Here is a 19,935-nt window from a genome sequence, read left to right on the forward strand (position 1 = left end):
ATTTCAACTATTATTGAATTATGAATGAAGAGCAAGTCATCAAATCACTGGCAGCGCTGGCACATCCGGTGCGGCTGCGTGTCTTTCGCGCGCTGGTGGTGGCAGGGGCAGAAGGGCTGACGCCTTCTGTTCTGGCGGAGCAGCTGGAGGTGGCATCCACCGCGCTGTCCTTTCACCTCAAAGAGCTGGTGAACGCCGGCCTGGTGACGCAGGAGCGCATCAGCCGCAACCTTTTCTACAGGGCCGACTTTAGCCAGATGGATGGAGTCCTCGGCTATCTGACGGAGAACTGTTGTGCCGGTGCCGGCTGTGGGATTTCTGCACCCAGCTGCTGCCCCACCCACGACCAAGGTGGCCAAGCATGAGCACACATATTTTGGTGCTCTGCACCCACAACGCGGCGCGCAGCGTGCTGGCGGAAGCCATGTTCAACCACTGGGCCAAGAAGCTGGGCGTGGATGCCAAAGCCTTCAGCGCAGGGGCAGCGCCCAGCGGCCGCATCCACCCCCAGGCCCTGCTGGCCCTGGATGCCGCAGGCGTGGAGCGTGCGGGCCTGGCCAGCAAACACATGGACTTGTTTGCCCAGGCAGGCGCACCCGAGATGCGGGTGGTTCTCACGGTATGCGACAGCGCTGCAGCGCAGCCCTGCCCGATATGGCCTGGCGCGCCGGTGCGTGGCCACTGGAGCTATCCCGATCCTTCGGCCGCCCCCGCGCACGAACAGGCCCAGCGCTTTGCGCTGACGCGCCAGGCCCTGGGCTACCGCATGCTGCAGCTGGTGCAGCTGCCTTTTGCCAAGCTGGACAACCAGGCATTGCAGGCGCTGGTGCAGCGCATAGGGGAGTCTTGACATGCAAGCTTCCGCTCCAGCTCCTGCCAAGCCCGCCATGGGCTGGTTTGAACGCTACCTCACGCTCTGGGTGCTGCTGTGCATAGGCGCGGGCATTGCCTTGGGCCATGGCTTGCCCGAGCTGACCCACGCCGTGGCCGCCATGGAAGTGGCCAAGGTGAACCTTCCGGTGGGCATGCTCATCTGGGTGATGATCATTCCCATGCTGGTCAAGATTGACTTCTCTGCCCTGTCGCAGGTGAAGTCCCATGCGCGCGGCATCGGTGTGACCTTGTTCATCAACTGGGGCGTCAAGCCTTTTTCCATGGCCTTGCTGGCCTGGTTGTTCCTGCGGCATCTCTTTGCCCCATGGCTGGACCCGGCCCAGGTGGACAGCTATGTGGCGGGGCTGATCTTGCTGGGCGCGGCGCCTTGCACGGCCATGGTGTTTGTCTGGAGCCAGCTGTGCAAGGGCGACCCGTATTTCACCCTGTCCCAGGTGGCCTTGAACGACGCCATCATGCTGCTGGCCTTTGCGCCCATCGTGGCCTTGCTGCTGGGTATCTCCTCCATTACCGTGCCATGGGCCACCTTGCTGGTTTCGGTGCTGCTCTACATCTTGGTGCCCGTTGCCTTGGCGCAAATGCTGCGCAAGCATTTGTTGGGCAAGGGGGAGGCTGTTTTTCAGCGGGCCACGGCCGCCATGGGGCCGATGTCCATGCTCGCATTGCTCACCACGCTGGTGCTGCTGTTTGCCTTCCAGGGCCAGTCCATTCTGGCCCAGCCCCTGGTGATCGCCTTGCTGGCCGTGCCCATCCTCATTCAAGTGGTGCTGAACTCGGGGCTGGCCTACTGGCTCAACAAAAAACTGGGCGTGGCCCATTGCGTGGCCGGACCTTCGGCCTTGATTGGCGCCAGCAACTTTTTTGAGCTGGCGGTTGCCACCGCCATCAGCCTGTTTGGCCTGCACTCCGGTGCCGCGCTGGCCACCGTCGTGGGGGTGCTGATTGAAGTGCCTGTCATGCTGGCCGTGGTGGCCGTCGTCAACCAATCCCGGCGCTGGTACGAAGGCCAGCTTCCAGCCGTACAACCCTGAGCACCACCATGTCCCTTGAATCCATGGCCTCCCATGTGGATGCTGCCAGCTTTCACATTCCCACTTCGCAAGTGCTGCAGGCGCTGCAATCGCGCAATGCCTCGGCCCATGGGCCGCGCATTCTGATGCTTTATGGCTCGCTGCGTGAGCGTTCCTACAGCAAGCTGCTGACGCAAGAGGCCGCGCGGTTGCTGGAGGGCATGGGGGCCGAAGTGCGCATCTATGACCCAGAGGGGCTGCCCCAGCCCGATGCGGCACCGGTGGAGCATCCCAAGGTGCAGGAGTTGCGTGCGCTGGTGCGGTGGAGTGAAGGCATGGTGTGGACATCGCCCGAGCGCCATGGCGCTATGACCGGCATCATGAAGACCCAGATCGACTGGATTCCGCTGTCGGAAGGCGCGCTGCGCCCCACCCAGGGAAAGACGCTGGCCGTCATGCAGGTGAGCGGCGGTTCCCAATCCTTCAACGCAGTCAACCAGCTGCGCATTCTGGGCCGCTGGATGCGCTTGCTCACCATCCCCAACCAAAGCTCGGTCGCCAAGGCCTACCAGGAGTTTGAAGAGGATGGCCGCATGAAGCCCTCCTCCTTTTATGACCGGGTGGTGGATGTGATGGAGGAGCTGGTGAAGTTCACGCTGCTCACGCGGGACGTCGCCCCGTATCTGGTGGACCGCTATAGCGAACGCAAGCAAGCGCGTGCGCTGCAGCCTGCCCGAATGCCAGAGCTCTAGTACCGCCAAGACCACCGTCGATACGTTGTTGTGCGCCCGCAAGAGCGGGCGCGGCTGCTCAGCTCCGCCGGGCGAAAGCCGCCTTCAGGCGCTGCAGCATGTCACGGTTGAGGCTGCGCTGCTGGCTGCTCCAATGGGTCATGGACTTTTCCAACTCGGCCTGCAACTGGTCGGCGGTGCGCCAGTCACCTTGCTCTGCGGCCCAGATGGCGTATTCGGCCGTGACGTCAAAGCTGCTGGATTGCTGGTGGGCGAACGCAAAAGACTTGCGCGCCATTTCCTGGTCGCCCAGGGCCGCATAGGACTTGGCCACCAGCAGGCCCACGGGCTCGGCGCGGTAGTGGATATCGGTCTGGGCAATGGCCTGCAGATGGCGCAGTGCCACCTGGGGCTGGCCGGCCTCATACGCGGCCTGGGCCGTGCCCCAGCGTATGTCCAAATCGTTGGCAAAAGGCCCCTTCATGCTGGCCTCAAAGTGCGTCAGCGCGGCCTGGGCCTGGCCGGTGGTCAGCAGGGCCTGGGCCAGGCGGATTTCGTTTTGCGCGGTGGGGCTGTAGTCGAAGGCAGCCTGGGCTTCACGCACTTCACGCTGCGGGTCCAGCGCCCGCACGGCGCTGCTGGTCAGCTGGCGCGCCTGGTGCTGCAGGCGCGAGTTGGGCAGGTAGACCGCAAAAAAATACACCACGCTGCCCAGAAAGGGAAAGGCCAGGAGGATGAAAATCCAGTAAGTGTTCTGGCCCGAGCGCACGGCGTGCACGGCAAAGAAAATGGCAATGATGATGTGCAGGCCAAGTCCGGCGAATGGCATGAAATTCCTTGTTATGCGTGTGCCGGAATTGTAAGAGCGTGCTTGCGATCTCTACGTTGGCGGGGCACGAGGAGCGCGCTGCAGAGGCTTTGCTTTCGCCTGGCTGCCGGCATCGCTGCGGCGAACCCTGTTGAATAATTGGACTGACTGGTCTATATTCATTGCATGCACCATGCACCCACCTCCAAACCACGGCGCGGCCGACCCCCCAAATCGCGGGGGGAAGATGCCGACACACGCGAGCTGTTGGTGCGTGCCGGCCTGGAAGTGCTGACCGAAAAAGGCTTTGCCGCCGCCGGCATCGACGAAATTCTGGGCCGGGTGAACGTGCCCAAGGGCTCGTTCTATCACTACTTCGCCAGCAAGGAAGCCTTTGGCCTGGAGCTGATCGAGCGCTACGCCACCTACTTTGCCCACAAGCTCGACAGCCACTTTGACAACCAGGCCGCTGCGCCGTTGGCCAGGCTGGAAGGCTTTATTGCCGATGCGGTGAGCGGCATGGAGCGCTTTGCATTCAAGCGGGGCTGCCTGATTGGCAACCTGGGCCAGGAAATGGGCGCGTTGCCCGAGTCCTTTCGCACGCGGTTGGTCGAGGTTTTTACCGACTGGGAGCAGCGCACGGCGGCCTGTCTGGAGGCCGCCAAGGCGCAGGGGCAGATTGCGCCCCATGCCGACTGCCAAGCCCTGGCCACGGCCTTCTGGATTGGTTGGGAGGGTGCCGTGCTGCGGGCCAAGCTGGAGCGCAGCGCCCAGCCGCTGAGCGCATTTGCCCGTTTTTTTCTCTCGGGTCTGCCCAGGGCCTGATTTTTTGCCTTTAACTAGACGATGGGTCTAAACAAACAGGAGTGTGGATGTTCCAAGCCATCTTGATCGCCAAGGACGACGCCGGCTACCAGGCCCGCTTGCAGCGTCTGGAGGAATCCCAGTTGCCGGAGGGCGATGTGCTGGTGCGCGTCTCGCATTCGACGTTGAACTACAAGGACGCGCTGGCCATCACCGGCAAGGCGCCGGTGGTGCGCCAGTTCCCCATGGTGCCCGGCATCGATCTGGTGGGCCAGGTGGAATATTCCGCGCATGCCGGCTACCAAAAAGGTGACTGGGTGTTGCTCAACGGCTGGGGCGTGGGCGAGGCCCATTGGGGCGGGCTGGCGCAAATGGCACGCCTGAAAGGGGATTGGCTGATTCCGCTGCCCGCCGGGCTGACGCCGCAGCAAGCCATGTCCATCGGCACGGCGGGCTATACGGCCATGCTCTGCGTCATGGCGCTGGAGCGCCATGGTCTGCAACCCGGCGATGGCGAGATCGTGGTGACCGGCGCGGCCGGTGGTGTGGGCAGCGTGGCCATCGCCATCCTGGCCAAGCTGGGCTATAGCGTGGTTGCCATCACCGGGCGCACCGAGGACGCAGCCTATCTGCAAGGTCTGGGCGCCACCGAAGTACTGCCGCGCGCCCAGTTCTCAGCTCCCGGCAAGCCCCTGGCCAAGGAGCGCTGGGCCGGTGCGGTGGATGTGGTAGGCAGCCACACCCTGGCCAATCTCTGCGCCACCACACGCTATGGCGGTGTGGTCACGGCCTGTGGGCTGGCCGCCGGCATGGACCTGCCCGCCAGCGTGGCCCCCTTCATCCTGCGTGGCGTGACCCTAGCCGGCATAGACAGCGTGATGCGCCCGCGCGCGGACCGCATTGCGGCCTGGGGCCGATTGGCCCGCGATCTGGACCTGGACAAGCTGGCCACCATCAGCCAGGAGCTGCCGCTGTCCCAGGTGATTCCGCTGGCAGCGGAGCTGCTGCAAGGCCGCGTCAGAGGCCGCATCGTGGTCGACGTGAACCGCTAAGCCACCGATATTTTTTTCACCATCGCATCCACAACAGGAGACAAGACATGCACCCCAGCGACACCGCCGCCATCAGCCGCTTTCCCATTCCCCGGCTGGAAGACATGCCCGAAGACATACGCGCCCGCATCGTGGCCGTGCAAGAAAAGTCGGGCTTTATCCCCAATGTGTTTTTGACGCTGGCCCACCGCCCCGACGAGTTTCGTGCCTTCTTTGCCTACCACGACGCCCTGATGGAGCGCCCCAGCAAACTCACCAAAGCCGAGCGCGAAATGATCGTGGTGGCCACCAGCGCCGTGAACCAATGCCAGTACTGCGTGATCGCCCACGGCGCCATCTTGCGCATACGCGCCAAGAACCCGCTGATGGCCGATCAGATCGCCACCAACTACCGCAAGGCCGACATCAGCCCCCGCCAAAAAGCCATGCTGGACTTTGCCATGAAGGTCTCTGCCAGCGCCCATCTGGTGGGCGAGGCGGACTTCGAGCTGCTCAAGCAACACGGCTTTGACGATGAAGACATCTGGGACATGGCCGGCGTGTCCGCCTTCTTTGGCATGTCCAACCGCCTCGCCAATGTGACCAATATGCGGCCGAATGCGGAGTTCTACGCCATGGGACGGGGGTGAGGGGAAGGGCCATGTGATGCGCTGCTGCGGTGGTGCATCGCACAGCCCAGTCTGTGATGCCTCTGAATATTTAGCCGCAGTCCACCTGAAGACGGCTGAAGTCCTTGGCGCGTAGCTTGTCGTCCTCCACAAAGGCCATCAGCCGCGCGCCATCCTGCCAGCACCAGTTGAATGCGTCGTGCGACTGAAGCGTCAGCAGCGAGCGCCAGTGCGAGCTGCTGGGGTGCTCCTCCAGATTCGGCGTGGGGTCATAGCCCAGGCTGTCCCAGGAAGGGCGACCCAGCAGATAGTCGCGCGGCAGATCACCGCTTTCTTCCAGTGCATCGAACCAGTCGTAGAGTTCGTCAAAATCCATGGGCCAATCGTTGCGCAGTTCTTCGTGGCGCGGAATGTCGATGCTGGTTTCAAACAGCAGTTCGCAGCTGTCCGTGACCCAACGGTGGGGTACCTGAATTTCGTGCAGATCGCGGGTGTCGGGCCAGTAGAAAGCCTTGAGATAGTTCTCATCACGCCAGAAGATGGCGTCGTCCTCGTCAAAGCCATAGAACAGCGACAGCAGCCCGCTGGTGGGCAGCTCTGCCGGGCGATCGGGCCCATCGGGTAGCTCTGCAAAATTGATCTGTCCGACAAACAAATAGTGGCCGTCCGGATGCTCGGGCCAGGCAAAGCCTGCGGGCACCATGGGCTGGCCGCCAAAGCGGCTTTGCAAAGGCTTGCCCTTGGTGCCTCCCAAGCGAATGGCAATAGCAGGCCGGGCCAGGTTCAAGAAATATTGCTTGTGCGCTTGCAGCGGCGGCGAGGCATCAAGGTGTTTTGCAAGCGTGTTGAGATCCATGTCGCTTTGGGCTGTGAGATTGCAGGCCATTCTGGCTCAGACCGCACTCAAGCTCAGCCAGATGCCGCCTGCCAGACGCAAAAAATCGTCTCCCTGATTCTGCCTGCGGCATTGCCATTTGTAATTTTCTGGGGCCGTCATCAATCAAGTCGGATGACGGCGGCGACCAGATGGATGCGAGCAACACAGCAGCAGCTTTGAGGTCTGGTCTAGGGCCGCCGATGTGGCCAGACCTTTGAGTGGAAGGTTTTTAACTTGCTCCTACTGGCGGTCAGTCAAAGTGTATATACGAGTCGTGCTGCATATAACGTAGCGCGGCAACTATTCGCAGGCATACCCTAAGAAGCAATTGAAGAAAACGATTGGCCGGGCTGGGAGGCCATGCAGCATCAAAGCGGCGGCCGCTCCAGTGCAAGCCATTGCTGTACCGAAGGCCTCTCCCATTGGCGAGCGGCATAGCTTGCCAATTTGGTTGGCACCTTGTCACCGTTCAGAATGAGGCGGTTGAGCATCAAGGCCAAATCGGTGTCGGCAATACACCATGCGCCAAAAAGATGCGATGCCTCTTGCGAGAGCAGCGCATCGGCTGCAAAAAAGAGCTTGTGGGCCGCGGTCTGGGCTGCGCTCGATAGTGGCGCTGCCGCTCGAGCGTAAAAAATGACCTCGGTGGAGCGCTCTTGCCGGATGGGCATGAGGTCGCTCCTCAACCAAGCTTGAAGTTGGCGAGCTCTGGCACGGGCTTGCAGATCCACGGGATAGACCTGTGTTGCTGGAAACGCTTCATCGAGGTACTCGGAAATGGCCGATGACTCAGACAATGCAAAGTCCCCGTGGACCAGCGTTGGCACACGCTGCGTCAACGAGGTCGTGGCATAAAGCCCGGCGACATTTTCTTGTCGGCCAAGATCTATCGTGGAAAGGTCAAACGGCAGCTGCTTTTCTTGCAATGTCACAAAAACAGACATGGCATAGGGGCTGGCAAATTGCGCATCGGCATAGAGATGTAGTGGGCTGAACTGCATATCACTCCTCCATGAAAGATTTGGCATGGTGGCTGTTTGCGCTGACTTCGGTGTGACAGCTTGCTGCAGGGCCTGTGTTTTTGAAGGCGGCTGCAACCGCTTTGCTTGATAAGCCAGCGACAAAAAAGGCCGGCAGGTGATACACCTGCCGGCCTTGCGTTTGGTCCCTCCAACAGGAATCGAACCTGTATCTAGCGCTTAGGAGGCGCTCGTTCTATCCATTGAACTATGGAGAGGGAAGCCGGCCATTCTACCTGGGTCTACCTCGCGGCTTGGGGAAGCTGAAGGCCCAGACCAAGGAACCCACGAGGGCCTTGAGCGCGGGTGAGGCGGCATAAAACCGACGCAGCCCATGCCAGGACACCGCGCAAGGGCCGCCCCGCCGCGCCGGTGTCGTCCCCCTGGGGGGAAGGCGCGTCAGCGACTCAGGGAGTGCTTATTTCAATCCCTCCGCATGGTGTAGATCAAATCCACCGCGGTCTGCTCTCCGGTCTGGGCGCGCAGCGTGAGGCGGCGCGAGAGGTCGTAGAGCACGTAGAGCGTGCCCATGGCGCCGTTCAGGCTTTGCTCGTAGGTCACGTACAAGTCCTTGGACAGGCGCTTGCCCACCGTCAGCGCGGCGCCGGAGTTGGCGTCGTTGGGGTCGGCAGAGCCCTTGAAGCCGATTTCATCCAGGCCCACGCGGCCGGCAAAGTTCTCGCTGGTGCCGCCGCCGCTGAGCAGGGCCAGGGCGGCCTGTTGCAGCAGCGCAGCCTCGGCACCGCCATTGGTGGTGTCGCGGCCCATGACGATCCAGGAGAGCTTTTCGGCGTCCGACATTTCCGGGTCGGAGAACAGCGTGACTCGCGGCGCCGAGGCGCTGCCGGTGACGCGCACGCCGGCGCGCACGGTGATGTTGGGGCGGATGGCGGTGATGTCCAGCGAGGGGTTGTCGTAGGGGCCGTTGAAGCGGATCAGGCCGGTTTCCACGTCCAGCGACTGGCCCCAGGCACGGTAGCGGCCTTGTTCGGTGTGGATCTCGCCGGTGATCTGCGGCGGTGCGGTGAGGCTGTTGCCGCCGCGCACCTGCAGCTGGCCCTTGAGGCGGGTGGTGATGCCAAAGCCTTGCAGGGCAAAGTCCTGGCCCAGATCCAGCTTGAGCAGAATGTCCGGCACGCGGGTCGTGGTGGGCGTGGCGCCTTTCTCGGCCTGGGCCTGCTGGGCCATTTGTTTGGCTTGCTGCTTGGCCTCTGCTTCGCGGCGTTCGGCTTCGAGCTTGCGGGCGGCGGCGGAGCGCACCACCACATCCTTGTCCAGCGAGGGTGCGGATTCATCGGGCAGCAAGATGGCGGCCCGGTCGACGGTGAGGTCGCCGCGCAGCACAAACTGGCCTTGTTCCAGCTTGGCCTGCATGCCGCCCGAGGTGCTGAGCTGGCGGTCGGCCCGCACCAGCACCTGCAGTTTTTCGGCCTTGAGCTGCAGGTCCATGCGCATGCCGGACTGGCCTTCCGGTGCCTTCGGATCCCAGGCGATGTAGCCGCTGCCGCTCAGTTGGCCGCCTTGCTGGGGGGCAGGCGTGAGGTTGCCGCTGTAACCCAGGATGCGGGCCGTGCTGCCCTTGCCGCCTTGCAGGGACAGCTCGGTGATGTCCAGGCGTGTGCCTTGCAGGCGGGCGCGCAGGCGGCCGTCTTGCAGGTCCAGGCCGTCGAGCAGCGAGACGATGGAGAGCTGATCGGCGCCCAGATTGCCATCCCAATGCGGGGCATTGCGCGTGCCGCTGATGCGCACATCGGTCTGCAGGCTACCGGTCACGCGCCAGCCTGGCGGAGCAAACATGGCCCAGATGCCGATATTGGGTAGCTCGGCCTTGGCGCTGCCATTGAGCGGGGCGTTTTCCGGCCAGCTCCAGCCTTCGGCCTTGTGCTGCAGGCGGGTGCGCAGATCGGCGCTGAGCTGGCCGGCGCGCTCGGTGTCCCACAGGAACTGGGCGCGCACTTCCTGGCCCTCGGTCTGCAGTTGCAGGCGCAGATTGCGGATGCGGGCGCGCAGCCCACGGCCGGGCACACGCTCGGGGCGCACGCTGCCATCGGCGCGGCGGGTGACCACGCCTTGCGAGCGCACTACGGTGACGCTGGCGTGGCTTTCCTCTTCCACCACGGCCAGGCGGATGTCGCCGCTGGCGCGTTCCAGCACCACGTCGGTCACCGGCGTACGGGCCATGGTGTCGATGTTCCAGTGGCCTTGCAGGCTCAGGTCGCCACTGATGCCCGCGGTTGCCAGCGGGCCCTTGCTGGGGTCGGCGCTGAAGGCGTCTGCCCAGGCCAGGGGGATGCCTTGCAGCTTGCCCTGGCTTTGCAGCTGCCAACTGCCATTGCCGCTTTGGCGCAGCAACGTGGGCTGCCATTGCACACCGGCCGGGGCGTTGCCCGTGGGGGCGGTTACGCGCAGCTGGCCTGCGCTGGTGTCGATGCGCTGGCCGCGCACGGTCTGGCCGGTGCTGCGTTGGCTGACCGTCAGGGGCTCGGCCAGTTCCACCTTCCAGGTGTTGGCATCGCCGGCATTGGGGCTCCACTGGGCCTGCAGGCGTTCCACACGGGCCTGCCAGTCCAGGGCTGCGGCGCCGCGCTGGGTCAGCAGGCCAGCCTGGAGTTGGGTGTCTACGGCCATGCGTTGCGTGCCCAGCTGCAGCTGGCTGCGCAGGCTGGCCTGCATCTGCTCAGGGCTGCCTTGCAGCTCCAGTGCCAGCTGGGTGATGCGTGTGCTGCCAGCCTGGGCGCCTGCCGGCGTCCAGCTCAGGCCATCGCTGCGCAGCTGTGCCACCAGGCGCAGGCCCGAAGCGGCAATGGGAGCAGCGGGGTTTTGCAGCCGCTGCTGCAGCTTGCCCCAGCCGCCTTTCCATTGCAGCTGGGCGTTGGCCGTGCCTTGCAGCTGGGCGCCTTTCAGGTCGTTGCCCATGCCGGGCAGTTGTTGCAGCCATGCCAGCAGCTGGGGCGCGGAGGCCAGTTGCAGCGTGGCCTGGCCGTTGCCTTCGTCGGGGCTGATTCCGCCGCTCAAGGTCAGTTGCACGCCGGGCACCTGGGCGTTGATGCCCGGGGTGTGCAGGGCCAGGGTCTCGGTGTTGAAGCTCAGGGCCTTGCTGTCCAGTTGGGCCTTCAAGGCCTGCAGGTGCACATCGTGCAGTGACAGCAGCGGTGCTTTCCAGTTGCCCTGGGCACGCACGGTGTCTATGCGCAGGGCCGATGCGGCCTGGGCGGTGCGCCCCACACGGCCTGTGGCCGGGCCGCTGGTGGTGGCCAGGTCCAGGGTGAATTGCACGCTGGCGGTCTGGCCTGCGGCCGATGGGTCTGCCGCCTGGGGGCCGGCCGGGGCTGCGGTCTGGGCGGTGAGCTGGCCCTTGAGGGGCGTGGGGTCCAGCGTGCTCCACAGCGCGGCGGGGCTGACCTGGTGCAGCATGACCGCGCCCTGCACGGCCTGGCTGTCGCTGTCGTAATTGCCCTGCACGCTCAGGTGGCCGGTGCCCAGGTTGATCTGGGCTTCTTCCACGGTCCACTGGTGGCCGTCCTGGCGCACATCGGCCTCAATCTGGTGCACCGGCAGGCTTTGCAGGTCCCAGGGGCCGGGGATGGCGTTGCGCAGATCGGCGCGCAGCTTCCAGCCACCATCGACCGGGCCGGCCTGCACCTCACCGCTGAGCAAGGTGTGGGGCCCCGCAGGCCAGAACATGGACACATCCACCTGGCTGAGCTGGGCCTGGGCGGCTTCCAGCGGCTGGGCTTGCCAGGGGCGCACGGTGGCCTTGACCTGAGCGCGCAGTGTCTGGCTGTCGGCAATGTCTTCGGTGTCCTGGGCGCTGGGCAGAGACAGCTCTGCCAGGGAGTCCGATTGCACCAGGTCTTTGGCATAGGCCTGGGCCTGCAGCTGCAGGCGGGCATCGGCCCCGGCCAAGGTGCCGTTGATATGTACCGTGGCCAGGGTGTGCAGCTGCATGTCCTGGTCGGGCAGCTCGGTTTTCACGGCACCACGCAGATTGGCTTCCAGCTCCATGGGGGCTGCGCCTTGCAGCTTGAGCTGGGCGGCATAGCGGCCTTCAGCCCATTGCAGCTGGTTGATGGCCAGTTGGTGGTGACCGCCGGTGTAGCGGTAATGGCCTTGCAGCGTGCTGGCCTGCACATCGGGCGTGCCCTGCCAGACCAGTTGGTCCACTTGGAAAGGCAGGTCTATGCGCAGCGGCAGCTTGAGCGATTCCAGAGGCTGCAGGGGCGTGCTGTCGGTGGGGTCGGGTGTGCTGCGAAGGCGTAGGCTGGCAATGTGGACCAGGCCCAGGCGCAGCTCACCGGCCAGCAGGGGGCGCAGCAGCCATTCGATCTTGGCCTCTTCCACCTCCACCTGCATGGTGGGGCTGGCCCAGCGCAGCCAGCCTATATGGCCGCCGTTGCGCAGCGTGCCTTGCACATCGCGGGCTTCCAGATGCTGGCCTTCCGGCAGCCAGCCGGCGACGCGTTCCAAGGTGGTGGCCAGGGAGTCGCTTTGGCCCATCCACCACCAGGCGCCGCCGAGCAAGGCCGACACCGCCAGCAACAGGGCCGCGGCACTGGCCAGCAGCCACCGCAGCCAGCGGCGGCGGGCAGGTGCAGAAGAGGGCGCAGGGGCGGGAGAGGGGGCACCCGCAGGCGCAGAGGAAAGAGTGGATTCGGTCACTGTAGGGTCTGCCATGCTCAGAACGTGAAGCCCATGCGCAGATGCAGGCGGAATTGCTGGGTTTTGATGCCGTAGGCCAGGTCGGCCTGCACCGGGCCCACCGGGCTGGCCCAGCGGATGCCGGTGCCCACGCCGGTGTAGAACGTGAGCTGATTGGGTTTGTCGGAGACGCTGCCGGTATCCAGGAACACGGTGTGCTCCCAGTCGGAGCGGTTGCCAGCCACGGTGATGGGGCGCTGCCACTCCACGCTGCCGGACACCATGTAGCGGCCGCTGATGAGCAGGCCTTGGTCATTCTCCACGCCAATGGATTGGTAGCGGTAGCCGCGCACCGTGGTGTCACCACCGGTAAGGAAGAGCTGGGTGGCGGGAATGTCCACATCGTTCTTGGCGAGGATGGCGCCGCCTGCCGCGCGCAGGGCCAGCCGGCTTTGGCGGTGGCCGGGCTGGTCGGCATCACCCAGGCCGACCAGGGTCAGCCAACGGGCCGAAACCCGACCAAAAGGCTCGCGTGCCGGTGTCAGCGTGGTGCCCGCACCCGCTTCCCAGGCAAAGCCAAAGCCGCTGGTGGGTGCGGTGGGGTTGTTGAAGTAGCGCCCCGTCCAGCCGTAGTTGGCCGTGATGGAGGAGCTGCTGGGTGGTGCATCCAGGCCTTGCAGCTTGGCAAAGTCGTACTGCAGATAGTAGTTGCGGTCGATGTGGTCTTCGTTCTTGATGCGGCCAAAACGCAGCTGGGCGCTATTGGCCTTGTAGTCGCCCAGGGTGGCGCGCTCGAGCTTGGCGCTGGTGAACCAGGCCCAGCCGTTGTCGTCGGGCAGGTCCACGAGGCGGGTGGACAGCAGTGGGTTCTTGGTGTCGAGCTGCAGCTTGCTCACGGCGCGCCAGCCCAGCCCCGGCACCCGGTTGTGGATATGGTCTACGGACAGGCGCGGGCCGGTGTCGGTGCTGGCGCCCACACCGAACACCCATTTCTGCAATTGGGCCTCGCGCACCTGGGCCAGCACCGGGGCGTGGACCTCTTGGTCGCCGGGTTGGGCGCTCTCGGTGTCCAGCGTGAGGAACACCGAATCGAAGTAGCCGCTGCTGGCCAGGCGCTGCTGGGCGTCGAGCAGCGAGGTCTGCTTGTACTCCTTGCCCACGGGCAGGCGGGCAATGCGGCGCATGCCGTCCGGGTCGTAGCGGGGTATGGGCTCGGCGCCGGGTTTCTCATCGCTGGGACGGGTGCTGTAGCTCAGCTGCAGCGGGCCAAAGTAATAGGCTGGGCCGGGGGTGTAGTCAATGGACAGGTCGGCCAGCTGGGTGTCGGCATCGATGTCGGCCAGGCTGCTGGTGATGTGGGCCGTGGGAAAGCGCTGGGCCTGCAGCTGGCGCAGACCCTGGCTCTTGGCGCCAGCCCAGGCAGACTGCGAGAAACGATCGCCCTGCGTCAGACTCCATTGGCGGCGCACGGCCTCGCGTTGCCAGGCGCTGTGCTCTTCGCCGGCGGTGGGGCCGGAGAAATCAATGCGTGCGCTCTGTACGGTGGTGGCCGGGCCGGGGTCTACCAGCACGGTCACGGCCATGGGGGCCTTGGCGTCTTCTCCGGGCGTGTCTTCCAGCTTGAGCGAAATCTTGGGCGAGAAATAACCCAGCGTGCCGATCAGGTCACGGATGTTGGCGTCTGCGGAATTCAACAGGCTCAGCACCTCGCGGCGGCGCAGCTCCGGGTGTTGGGCAAAGCGCTGCAGTTCCAGGTGTTTTTCCAGCAGCTTGCGCACATCGCTCGGGGCTTGCACGTCGACCGTGAAGCTGGGAGGGCCTGATGCAACAGAGGCGGCGGCAGCATCCACGGAACGGTCTTTGGACAAGATGCTGCAGCCGCTGAGCATCAGCGAGCCGCTTAACAAAAACGCCGACCCTAGGGCCGGCGCGGACGCTGGAAAAAGCTTGGACATCCTCTTATTTTGACAGCAGCCTCATCGTTTCCTCCAAACCCTTCAGTGACAAAGGGTACATCCTGTCACCCATTAGGCTGCGAATGAGGTCAATGCTTTGTCGGTATTCCCACACGCCCTGGGGCTCGGGGTTGACCCAGGCATGGTGGGGAAAGGCATGGGTCAGGCGCTGCAGCCACTCGGCTCCGGCTTCCTCGTTGTGGTATTCCACGCTGCCGCCGGGCTGGTTGATCTCATAGGGGCTCATGGTGGCGTCGCCCACAAAGATCAGCTTGTAGTCCTTGTTGTATTTGCGAATGATGTCCCAGGTGTCGAACTTCTCGGCAAAGCGGCGTTTGTTGTTCTTCCACATGAAGTCATAGACGCAGTTGTGGAAGTAATAGAACTCCAGGTGCTTGAACTCACTCTTCACCGCGCTGAACAGTTCTTCCACGCGCTGGATGTGATCGTCCATGGTGCCGCCCACATCCATCAGCAGCAGCACCTTCACATTGTTGTGGCGCTCGGGCCGCATTTTGATGTCCAGCCAGCCGGCGTTGGCGGCCGTGCTGCGTATGGTGTCGGGCAGGTCCAGCTCCAGCTCGCCGCCCTGGCGGGCGAACTTGCGCAGTCGGCGCAGCGCCACCTTGATGTTGCGCGTGCCCAGCTCCTGCGTGTCGTCGTAGTCGCGGTAGGCGCGCTGCTCCCACACCTTGACGGCGCTGCGGTTCTTGCCGGGGCCGCCAATGCGTATGCCCTGCGGGTTGTAGCCACCGTGGCCAAAGGGGCTGGTGCCGCCGGTGCCAATCCATTTGTTGCCGCCTTCGTGCCGGCCTTTTTGCTCTTCCAGGCGCTTTTGCAGCGTCTCCATCAGCTCGTCCCAGCCCATTTTCTGGATGGCGGCTTTTTGCTCGTCCGTCAGCTCACGCTCCAGCATCTTGCGCAGCCATTCGGCCGGCAGCTCCTTGGTGAAGTCGGTGAGCATTTCCACGCCCTTGAAATAGGCGGCAAAAGCGCGGTCGAATTTGTCGAAGTGTTTCTCGTCCTTGACCAGGGTGGTGCGGGCCAGGTAGTAGAAATCGTCCAGGCTCCAGCCGTCTTCGCTGCGGGGGCCGACCACGCCTTTTTGCAGCGCTTCGAGCAGGGTCAGCAGCTCCTTGACGGAGACCGGCAGCTTGGCCGCACGCAGGGTGTAGAAAAACGCGATCAGCATCTTTTGACTCTCTGGCGCTTATTCCATGCGCATGTGCTGCTTCAATTTGTCTAGCAGCTGGATGCGGCTCTCGGGCCATTCGCCGGCACGCAGGCTGTACATCACGGTGTCGCGGATGCTGCCGTCGCGGCGCATGGCATTGCCGCGGATCACGCCGTCCTTCTTGGCGCCCAGGCGTTCGATGGCGCGCTGGCTGGCAAAGTTGAAGTTGTCGGTGCGCCAGCCCACCACATGGCAGCCCAGGGTGTCGAAGGCGTGGCCCATCATCAGCAATTTGGCGGTGGTGTTCACATGGGTGCGCTGGCAGCGCTTGGCATACCAGGTGAAGCCGATCTCCACGCGCTTCACGGCCGGCAGGATGTCGTGGTAGCTGGTGCTGCCCAGCACCTCGCCGCTGGCCGCATCGAGCACCACAAACGCGAAGCGGTGGCCATCAGCGCGGCCCTGCAACGCGGTTTCGATATAGCTGCGGGTCTGCTCGGGCTCGGGCACCGAGGTGACGCGGATATTCCACAGCTGCCCGTCGGCAGCGGCTTCGCGCAGGCCTGCTTCATGCTGCAGTTCCAGGGGGACCAGGCGCACGCCATGGGCTTCGAGTGTGACCGGGGTGACAAAGGCAGGGCTGTCCATGGGGTGCTCAGGCAATCAAGGGGTCAAGAAAAGTGCAGGCCGCAGAGGTCTGCCATCAGCTGTGGGGGGATTGTTCGGTGCGCGCAGCCTTGGCTGCCCGCCAGCGCCGCGCCAGGTGCAGTCCCAGGCCGCCGCCCAGGCCCACGCAGGCAATGCCCAGCAGGCTGGTGGCGCCATAGCCCTGGTCAAAGATGTTCCAGCCTGCGGCCTGGCCCAGCCAGTAACCGGCCAGTGCGCCGCCCATAAAGCCTGTGGCGTCGCTCAGGCCTTCCAGCAGCAGTTTTTTGGCGGTGGTCATGTGCATATCTCCCTGTATGTGTGTTGTGCGGAAACGATAGCAGGGTGGCGCAGCAGGTGGGAGCGGGAATGCCCTTCAGCGGTTGCGCTGGTTCATGAAGACCAGCTTTTCGAACAGGCTGACGTCCTGCTCGTTCTTCAGCAGCGCACCCACCAGCGGCGGCACGGCCACCTTGTGGTCGGCGGACTGCAGGGCTTCGGGCGGGATGTCTTCGGCCAGCAGCAGCTTGAGCCAGTCGATCAGCTCCGAGGTGGAGGGCTTTTTCTTCAGGCCAGGGATGCTGCGGATGTCGTAGAAGGTCTGCATGGCCGCCGTCAGCAGCTCGCTCTTGAGCGTGGGGAAATGCACCGCCACGATCTGGCGCATGGTGTCTGCGTCGGGGAACTTGATGTAGTGGAAAAAGCAACGGCGCAAAAAGGCGTCGGGCAGTTCTTTTTCGTTGTTCGAGGTGATGAACACCACGGGGCGGTGCTTGGCGCGGATCATCTCCCGCGTCTCGTAGCAGTAGAACTCCATGCGGTCGAGTTCACGCAACAAGTCGTTGGGGAATTCGATGTCTGCTTTGTCGATCTCATCAATCAGCAGTGCTACGGGCTGGTCGGCCGTGAAAGCCTGCCACAGCACACCTTTGACGATGTAGTTCTGGATGTCCTTGACCTTCTCATCACCCAGCTGCGAATCGCGCAGGCGGCTGACGGCGTCGTACTCGTACAGGCCTTGCTGGGCCTTGGTGGTGGACTTGATGTGCCACTGCAGCAGCGGCAGCTTCAGCGCATCGGCCACTTCCTCGGCCAGCATGGTTTTGCCGGTGCCAGGCTCGCCCTTGACCAGCAAGGGGCGCTGCAATTGAATGGCCGCGTTGACGGCCAGCATCAGGTCTTGGGGGGCGACGTAGTTCTCAGTGCCTTGGAATTTCATGGTCTTGTATCAGCGTAAACATTGATTAAGGCGCTTGACGGTTCTCGCCATAATGAATTTGTGTGAGCCAAATCCCAGTTCAAACTTCCCAAGGATTGTGCGCGCAATGAAACAATATCTGTCCATATGGGGTGCCCTGCTTGTCGCTTCTGTGACCCCGGCTGCCCTGGCCCAGGAAATCAAGGCGGACGCCCAGGCGGGCGCTGGCAAGGTGGCCATGTGCATAGGCTGTCACGGCATTCAGGGTTACCAGGCCAGTTTCCCTGAGGTCTATAAGGTGCCCAAAATCTCCGGGCAGAACGCACCCTATATCGCCTCTGCCCTGCAGGCCTATAAAAAAGGCGAGCGCCGCCACCCCACCATGCGCGGCATTGCCGACTCACTCAGCGACCAGGATATTGCCGATGTGGCGGCCTATTACGCCAACCAGGCGGAGCAGGGCGGTCAGGCCGGCCAGGGGAGTGCCGTCACCGCCAAGGCGCATGACCCTTCGCCGGATGTAGCGGCCTTGATTGCCAAGGGCGCTTGCTTTTCCTGCCACGGAGAGGGCTTTGCCAAGCCGCTGGACCCCAGCTACCCCAAGGTGGCCGGGCAGTACGCGGACTACCTGTTCTCCGCCCTCAAGGCCTACCAGCATGAAGGCAGTGGCAAGCTGGTGGGGCGCAACAACCCGGTGATGGCGGGCATGGCCAAGCAGTTCACCACGGCCGAGCTCAAGCAGTTGGCCGGTTATATAGGCTCCCTCCCCGGCCCCCTCCAAACCATTCCCGAGCAACGTTTTCGTTGATGTGATCTTTCGCTTGGGTTCGCCGTCTTGAGGCGGCCATACAGCGCTTGATGCTTTGTTGCCTGCCCTTGCCGTATCGACATACTGTCTGCGGGCACGCGCCGCGCCTCAAGCGCTGTCTGGCCGTTGGGGCTGTGCACGAGCGCCCGCTGCGCTGCTCAGGCCCGCTCTGGCAAACCCACTGCCTTTCGTTTTTGTATGAAAAAGGCCTGCAGCGCAGGCCCTATAAGCTATTGCAGCTATCAAAATTAGGGTGTTTGTCCGCTGCGTAAAGCGCCACTTCTATTGCTGGTGACTGGCGCAGTCCATGCCAGGGCACCGCGCAAGGGCCGCCCCGCCGCGCTGGTGCCGTCCCCCTCCGGCGCGTAGCGCCAGAGAGGGGGAAGACGCGAAGCGGCTCAGGGGGAGCTCTCAGTCCCGTGTTGCCCGGCGCTGCACCGCCGCCACATAAGCATTGCCATCGGGCGGTCGGCCGCTGCGCTGGCTTTCCCACAGCATGGAGCCCAGGCATTCCATGACCTCGTGGTGGGCCTCGTGCAGGTCGTGCTTCTTGGCCAGCAGTTCCACGGCCTGGCGTATGCCGCGGGGCGAGTCCACGCTGCATTGCTCGCTGATGGACAGGTGCATGGACAGGTGAAGAAACGGGTTGGTGCGCTCGGGCTCGGCGTCGTAGTTGCGGGCCACGGCGGCGTCCACGTCATCCAGCTCGGCAAAATATTCGGGGTGTTCGGCAATCCACAGGCTGGCCAGCGTCTCGATGGCCTCCATGGGGGATTCGCTCTTCATCTTGGCGCGCACGCTGCAGAAAAAGCGTCGCACGTCCGCTTGCGAAGGGTTGAAAATCATGGCGGCAGATTAGCATGCCCCCGCCAGGCGCTGCGGCTGCACGGGCATGGGGGCGGGCGGTACCTGCTGGGCTCGCCCCCGGTCTCGCAGATACCAGTTGCAGCCACCGCCTTGCCCGACGAGGACGTAAGATGCTGCGCTTTTTGGGGTGTTGCCGATGGCAACGCCGCATGCAGGCGACAACAACAGGCAGGTGACGCATGGACGGGCAGACATGGTGGGCTTTCTTTATGGCGTGTTGGCTGATTGCCTTGTCGCCGGGGTCGGGCGCCGTGCTGTCCATGAGCCATGGCCTGAACTACGGCCTGCGCAAGACCAGTGCCACGGTCTGCGGTCTGCAGCTGGGCTTGCTGTTGATCTTGCTGGTGGCAGGGGGCGGTGTGGGCACGCTGCTGATCGCCTCGGAATGGGCTTTTTCAGCGGTGAAGATTCTGGGCGCCTGCTATCTCATCTACCTGGGCTGGAGCCAGTGGCGCAGCGTGGGCAATGGCCTGGACATTGCTCATGCCCAGGGCGCGCCGCATATGCCCTGGCGCCAGCGGGTGCTGGCCGGCTTTCTGACCAATGCCACCAATCCCAAGGGCATCATCTTCATGGTGGCGGTGCTGCCGCAGTTCCTGACGGAGCAGCGCCCGCTGTGGCTGCAGCTGGCCATCATGTCGGCCACCTGCATAGGCGTGGATTTGGTGGTCATGCACGGCTATGCGGCCAGCGCCTCGGCTCTGCGCCGCTGGATGCGCAGCCCCGAAGCCATGCGCGGACAAAACCGCGTGTTTGGCGGCCTCTTGATGCTGGTGGGCGTGGGTCTGTTTTTTGTGCAGCGCGGCGCTGGGCACTGATGCAAAAACCATAGCTTGCTATGCCATGG

General features: G+C 63.8%; 19 protein-coding genes and 1 tRNA gene. 9 read left to right on the top strand and 11 right to left on the bottom strand.

Annotated features, from left to right (window positions below; all coding sequences use genetic code 11):
* Nucleotides 1-20: 20 nt before the first annotated feature.
* From ACA027_RS05430 to arsH, 4 genes are read left to right on the top strand one after another with little or no spacing between them, the layout of a single operon-like run.
* Nucleotides 21-365 carry an ArsR/SmtB family transcription factor gene (locus ACA027_RS05430; RefSeq protein ID WP_370681389.1) on the top strand — a complete coding sequence of 115 codons (345 nt, stop codon included), beginning with the start codon at nucleotides 21-23 and terminating at the stop codon, nucleotides 363-365.
* On the top strand, nucleotides 362-850 hold the full coding sequence (locus ACA027_RS05435) for an arsenate reductase ArsC (protein ID WP_370681390.1): 489 nt from the start codon (nucleotides 362-364) through the stop codon (nucleotides 848-850). The genes ACA027_RS05430 and ACA027_RS05435 overlap by 4 nt, the downstream gene beginning before the upstream one ends.
* Nucleotide 851: 1 nt before the next feature.
* Nucleotides 852-1,925: an ACR3 family arsenite efflux transporter gene (gene arsB, locus ACA027_RS05440; RefSeq protein WP_370681391.1), complete on the top strand. Its 1,074-nt coding sequence runs from the start codon at nucleotides 852-854 to the stop codon at nucleotides 1,923-1,925.
* Between the two features lie 8 nt (nucleotides 1,926-1,933).
* Nucleotides 1,934-2,656, top strand: coding sequence for an arsenical resistance protein ArsH (gene arsH / locus ACA027_RS05445; protein WP_370681392.1), 723 nt, complete (start codon nucleotides 1,934-1,936; stop codon nucleotides 2,654-2,656).
* A gap of 58 nt (nucleotides 2,657-2,714) precedes the next feature.
* Here the strand turns inward: arsH and ACA027_RS05450 are convergent, their stop codons facing one another.
* Nucleotides 2,715-3,464 carry a hypothetical protein gene (locus ACA027_RS05450; RefSeq protein ID WP_370681393.1) on the bottom strand — a complete coding sequence of 250 codons (750 nt, stop codon included), beginning with the start codon at nucleotides 3,462-3,464 and terminating at the stop codon, nucleotides 2,715-2,717.
* 165 nt (nucleotides 3,465-3,629) lie between these two features.
* Between ACA027_RS05450 and ACA027_RS05455 the strand changes: the two genes are divergently transcribed.
* From ACA027_RS05455 to ACA027_RS05465, 3 genes are read left to right on the top strand one after another with little or no spacing between them, the layout of a single operon-like run.
* Complete coding sequence (locus ACA027_RS05455; protein WP_370681394.1) at nucleotides 3,630-4,268, top strand: TetR/AcrR family transcriptional regulator; 639 nt, start codon at nucleotides 3,630-3,632, stop codon at nucleotides 4,266-4,268.
* 47 nt (nucleotides 4,269-4,315) lie between these two features.
* Nucleotides 4,316-5,299 (top strand): MDR family oxidoreductase, encoded by a 984-nt coding sequence (locus ACA027_RS05460; protein WP_370681395.1) that lies wholly within the window; start codon nucleotides 4,316-4,318, stop codon nucleotides 5,297-5,299.
* A gap of 47 nt (nucleotides 5,300-5,346) precedes the next feature.
* Nucleotides 5,347-5,928: a peroxidase-related enzyme gene (locus ACA027_RS05465; RefSeq protein ID WP_370681396.1), complete on the top strand. Its 582-nt coding sequence runs from the start codon at nucleotides 5,347-5,349 to the stop codon at nucleotides 5,926-5,928.
* Between the two features lie 70 nt (nucleotides 5,929-5,998).
* On the opposite strand, the gene ACA027_RS05470 is transcribed toward ACA027_RS05465, so the two are convergent.
* The 9 genes from ACA027_RS05470 to ACA027_RS05510 form a co-directional block, all read right to left on the bottom strand.
* Nucleotides 5,999-6,763 (bottom strand): YwqG family protein, encoded by a 765-nt coding sequence (locus ACA027_RS05470; protein WP_370681397.1) that lies wholly within the window; start codon nucleotides 6,761-6,763, stop codon nucleotides 5,999-6,001.
* Nucleotides 6,764-7,152: 389 nt separating this feature from the next.
* Nucleotides 7,153-7,785, bottom strand: coding sequence for a glutathione transferase (gene yfcF, locus ACA027_RS05475; protein ID WP_370681398.1), 633 nt, complete (start codon nucleotides 7,783-7,785; stop codon nucleotides 7,153-7,155).
* A 161-nt stretch (nucleotides 7,786-7,946) separates the two neighbouring features.
* Nucleotides 7,947-8,021: transfer RNA gene (locus tag ACA027_RS05480), tRNA-Arg, on the bottom strand.
* A gap of 205 nt (nucleotides 8,022-8,226) precedes the next feature.
* Nucleotides 8,227-12,477 carry a translocation/assembly module TamB domain-containing protein gene (locus ACA027_RS05485; protein ID WP_370681399.1) on the bottom strand — a complete coding sequence of 1,417 codons (4,251 nt, stop codon included), beginning with the start codon at nucleotides 12,475-12,477 and terminating at the stop codon, nucleotides 8,227-8,229.
* A gap of 2 nt (nucleotides 12,478-12,479) precedes the next feature.
* Nucleotides 12,480-14,396 carry an autotransporter assembly complex family protein gene (locus tag ACA027_RS05490; protein ID WP_370681401.1) on the bottom strand — a complete coding sequence of 639 codons (1,917 nt, stop codon included), beginning with the start codon at nucleotides 14,394-14,396 and terminating at the stop codon, nucleotides 12,480-12,482.
* A 4-nt stretch (nucleotides 14,397-14,400) separates the two neighbouring features.
* Nucleotides 14,401-15,588: a VWA domain-containing protein gene (locus ACA027_RS05495; protein WP_370681402.1), complete on the bottom strand. Its 1,188-nt coding sequence runs from the start codon at nucleotides 15,586-15,588 to the stop codon at nucleotides 14,401-14,403.
* A gap of 18 nt (nucleotides 15,589-15,606) precedes the next feature.
* Nucleotides 15,607-16,218 (bottom strand): GNAT family N-acetyltransferase, encoded by a 612-nt coding sequence (locus ACA027_RS05500; RefSeq protein WP_370681403.1) that lies wholly within the window; start codon nucleotides 16,216-16,218, stop codon nucleotides 15,607-15,609.
* Between the two features lie 55 nt (nucleotides 16,219-16,273).
* A complete protein-coding gene (locus ACA027_RS05505; RefSeq protein WP_370681404.1) occupies nucleotides 16,274-16,516 on the bottom strand; it encodes a hypothetical protein in 243 nt (80 codons plus the stop codon).
* A 75-nt stretch (nucleotides 16,517-16,591) separates the two neighbouring features.
* Complete coding sequence (locus tag ACA027_RS05510; protein ID WP_370681405.1) at nucleotides 16,592-17,434, bottom strand: AAA family ATPase; 843 nt, start codon at nucleotides 17,432-17,434, stop codon at nucleotides 16,592-16,594.
* Between the two features lie 106 nt (nucleotides 17,435-17,540).
* Between ACA027_RS05510 and ACA027_RS05515 the strand changes: the two genes are divergently transcribed.
* Complete coding sequence (locus ACA027_RS05515; RefSeq protein ID WP_370681406.1) at nucleotides 17,541-18,221, top strand: cytochrome c; 681 nt, start codon at nucleotides 17,541-17,543, stop codon at nucleotides 18,219-18,221.
* A gap of 411 nt (nucleotides 18,222-18,632) precedes the next feature.
* Here ACA027_RS05515 and ACA027_RS05520 read toward each other — a convergent pair whose 3' ends face one another.
* Entirely contained in the window at nucleotides 18,633-19,064 is a 432-nt protein-coding gene (locus ACA027_RS05520) for a DUF1841 family protein (protein WP_370682514.1), read from the bottom strand.
* Between the two features lie 203 nt (nucleotides 19,065-19,267).
* Between ACA027_RS05520 and ACA027_RS05525 the strand changes: the two genes are divergently transcribed.
* Nucleotides 19,268-19,906 carry a LysE family translocator gene (locus ACA027_RS05525; RefSeq protein WP_370681407.1) on the top strand — a complete coding sequence of 213 codons (639 nt, stop codon included), beginning with the start codon at nucleotides 19,268-19,270 and terminating at the stop codon, nucleotides 19,904-19,906.
* Nucleotides 19,907-19,935: the final 29 nt, after the last annotated feature.

The organism is Comamonas sp. GB3 AK4-5 (assembly GCF_041320665.1).
In the GTDB taxonomy this organism is placed as follows: Bacteria; Pseudomonadota; Gammaproteobacteria; order Burkholderiales; family Burkholderiaceae_C; genus Comamonas.